Origin of the sequence: Silvanigrella sp. (genome assembly GCF_044369315.1) — a bacterium.
Taxonomy (GTDB): Bacteria; Bdellovibrionota_B; Oligoflexia; order Silvanigrellales; family Silvanigrellaceae; genus Silvanigrella.
Genome location: NZ_JBIPMD010000312.1, coordinates 1 through 3,154, shown reverse-complemented (window position 1 = coordinate 3,154; position 3,154 = coordinate 1). Strand labels below are relative to the sequence as shown.

Below are 3,154 nucleotides of genomic sequence, written 5' to 3'. Positions count from 1 at the left end.
AAGTTTACTACAATCGTGTTAGAAAGCATTCGTCGAATGGATATCTGTCTCCAGTTATATTTGAAATAACTAGACCAATGAAAAAGGTCGGTTAATTGTGTCTATAAAATTGGGGGAAGATCATAACTTCAATAGAATGTTTTTGATCTTTTTCTCTTTTAAGAGATTTTTTCTTAAAAAGAGTTTGATAAGTTACAGAGCAACTGTGCTTTGCCCGATCTCCTGCTATAATTAGGGAACTTAAGGTACAATTTTTAGCTTTTTTCGGAGATTCGCAATGTAAAGAATACAAAACCGTGCTATGATTGTCATTAGAAATTTGTTTATAGTAATAAACTTTATTATCAAGAGAATAAGCTGATCTAATATCAGAGCATGAAAAGACTATAATAAAATAAATAATCCTGTTTGATTCATCTATAAAATTCCTAAGTTGAAAAATTAAATTTTTTTATTTATATATAAATTTTAAAGCTAAATTTATCATTATAAATTTTTAGCTTGAATTGTAAAATACTATTGATTTTTTTTTGTAATCCAATAAAAAAAATCTTTGCAAACAATTAAATTAATGTAAATGATTCATTTAATTTAAATGCTTTATTTTAAAAAATCAATCATAAATAAATTCTCATAAAAATTTATTTTACGCAATGATTTATTGCTTTTAAGATTAAATAATTTTACAAAAAAGAAATTAAATTATTCTCCAAGGTTATTTATTATCCTAAAAAAATTTTTCCTAAACACAAAAATTTAATGACAATCGGTTTTTATTTGTTATAATTTATATGTTAGAAGAGGTTTTTAAAAAAGTTTCTTGAAAAAATACTAAAAAATTAATCCTTCATGTGTAAATTTATAATTCAAAATCTGAAAAGATCTTATTATAAAAAAATAATGAAACATACGATTAAGAAAAATCAGACTCCAATGTAAAAATATTTTCAACTTTAGAAAATTTTGTGAGGTATATTTTATGGATATTTTAAAAAAATTGGAAAATGATCACCTGACAGCTTTTTCTCTTATTGAAAAGCTATAAAAACGCACAGAAAAAAATGATAAAAAAACACGACAACTTGTGCTAAGGCTTTGTGAAGAAGTTTTAATTCATGCTAAATATGAAGAAAAAGTATTATATACTAGGTGTGAAAAGCAAAATCTTATGCTTGAGATTTTGCTTTAGAATGTAAAATTGAGCACTCTCTTGTTGATAAAATGCTTAGAAAATTAAACTCTACTCTTCCTGCAGATAATGGTAAATTTAAAACCGCTCTCTGTGTGATAAAAGAGCTGCTAGAACATCATCCTTTTCATGATGAAGAAGAAAATTTATTCCCTCAAATTAAAGAAGCTTTCACCGAAGAAGAGCTTAATGATATGGGCAAGCATCTTGATGAATATAAGGAAAAACTAACTGCTAAGTAAGCTTAATATCTTTTCTAAAATGTATGATATTAAATCAAACAACTTGCTTTTGAATTTAGCACACAATAGCATAAGTATTTATATTATTTAAAGCACTTTTATCATTCGAAATTATTTAATAAATTATGAAATCTTAAATATTATTTATTTTTTATGGATTGATTGATTTACTTTTGATTCGAAAGTTATTTTTAATACATTTGTTGTCTTGTATAAAAGTCACTTATCCAGCAGGAAAATTCATAGAAATCGGGCCTAAAATTTTTTATTTGTAATTTTAAGCACAAATATTTTCCTTAAAAGTCTAACAATTTAAAGGAATAGTTATAAATATGAATCATCAAGAAAAAGTAAAAATGTTTTGAATGCACTTAAATTAAATATCCTAAAATAATTTTAATAGAAAAAATTGCAGTTACGACAATAGCAACATATAAGAAATTATAATATCTTTTCAAAAGATGTTTAAATATAAAAATGATGAAATCAAAATGTAAAAATTTAATATTAAAAATAAATGTTTAATTCACCTTAAATAGAATCATCAAGAAAAAAATTGTAAGAAGCAAGAAGAATCAATTGGAGATTAATGAAATAAAAAATAATTTAATTATTTCGTCTGAAATTGTGAAAGGGAAACTATGTTAAGTTGGGCTATAGGTTTTTTAGTTATAGCTGTGGTTGCAGCAGCTTTTGGATTTTATGGATTAGCAGATGTGTCAGTATATGCTGCAAAAATTATTTTTATTGTATTTCTTGTTCTTGGCATTTTATCATTTTTAGGTTCTATTTTTTTAAGAAAAAAATAATTAATAAAGAACACTAATTAAAAAAGGATATAATATAAAAACTGATAAAATATTATATTTTTTACTTGGGTCTAGTTCATATGTTAACACTGTTTTAAATTCAAAAAATGGTAGATAAAATAAATTTTTCAAAGTAAATAACTTTGGCTTATCTGCGATGCTTTTCAATTGTTTATAATGAATTGTGTTAGTATAGTTTTTTCCTGTGACCACACAAACGTAATAAATATTTTTATGTAAATGTGTAGATAGTGGAGCCGAAAAAATACATTCATATTTAGATAATTTTTTAAAAAATAAATATTTATCTTCTATAAAAAACAAAGAAAAAATCAGTGAAAAAGAGGAAGGAGAAAATTTTCTTGAAAAAAATAGATATATGGTTAAAGAAAAAATAATAAAATAAATTTACAATAACAATATTCAGTTATCTAAAGATATTTAGTAATGTGTAGTTGTCGGAATTAATGCAAATTAAAAGCGATAGAATTATATATTATTTAATCATGACTTTAAAATTAAAAAATAAATCAGTCCTATAATTTAAAAAGAGAAATATTTTTATGAGCTATAAACTAAGTTTTTTTATTTTATCAATTCTATTCTTATTAATAAGCTTAGAGGGATGTGCACGTTTTTTTAAAAAAGACGATACTCGTCCAGAACTGTCACCCTATTCACCCCAATTTAATTCTATAGTAATATTTGGAGATAGTCTTTCTGACGGCGGAAGTATAGATCTTTTAACTCGCGGTGCTAAAGAGATTCCAGGATCTGGAATTGAAAAGTGTCCTCCCAATAAGTGATTTTTACAAAACGTAAATACAGATTTAAATTTCCTTTTGAGGGGGAGATTTAAATGGAGATGGAAAATAGACTTTTAAAACTGTCAGAACAAGTCGCTTTTGAAAGAA

At 24.2% G+C, this 3,154-nt stretch carries 3 protein-coding genes; all 3 read left to right on the top strand.

Annotated features, from left to right (window positions below; genetic code table 11):
* Positions 1–1,221 precede the first annotated feature (1,221 nt).
* The 3 genes from ACIQ56_RS16055 (at position 1,222) to ACIQ56_RS16045 (ending at position 3,046) form a co-directional block, all read left to right on the top strand.
* Entirely contained in the window at positions 1,222–1,431 is a 210-nt protein-coding gene (locus tag ACIQ56_RS16055; protein WP_397602048.1) for a hypothetical protein, read from the top strand.
* A 641-nt stretch (positions 1,432–2,072) separates the two neighbouring features.
* Positions 2,073–2,240, top strand: coding sequence for a DUF1328 domain-containing protein (locus tag ACIQ56_RS16050; protein WP_397602047.1), 168 nt, complete (start codon positions 2,073–2,075; stop codon positions 2,238–2,240).
* Positions 2,241–2,803: 563 nt separating this feature from the next.
* Positions 2,804–3,046, top strand: a complete 243-nt coding sequence (locus ACIQ56_RS16045; RefSeq protein WP_397602046.1) for a hypothetical protein — start codon at positions 2,804–2,806, stop codon at positions 3,044–3,046.
* Positions 3,047–3,154: the final 108 nt, after the last annotated feature.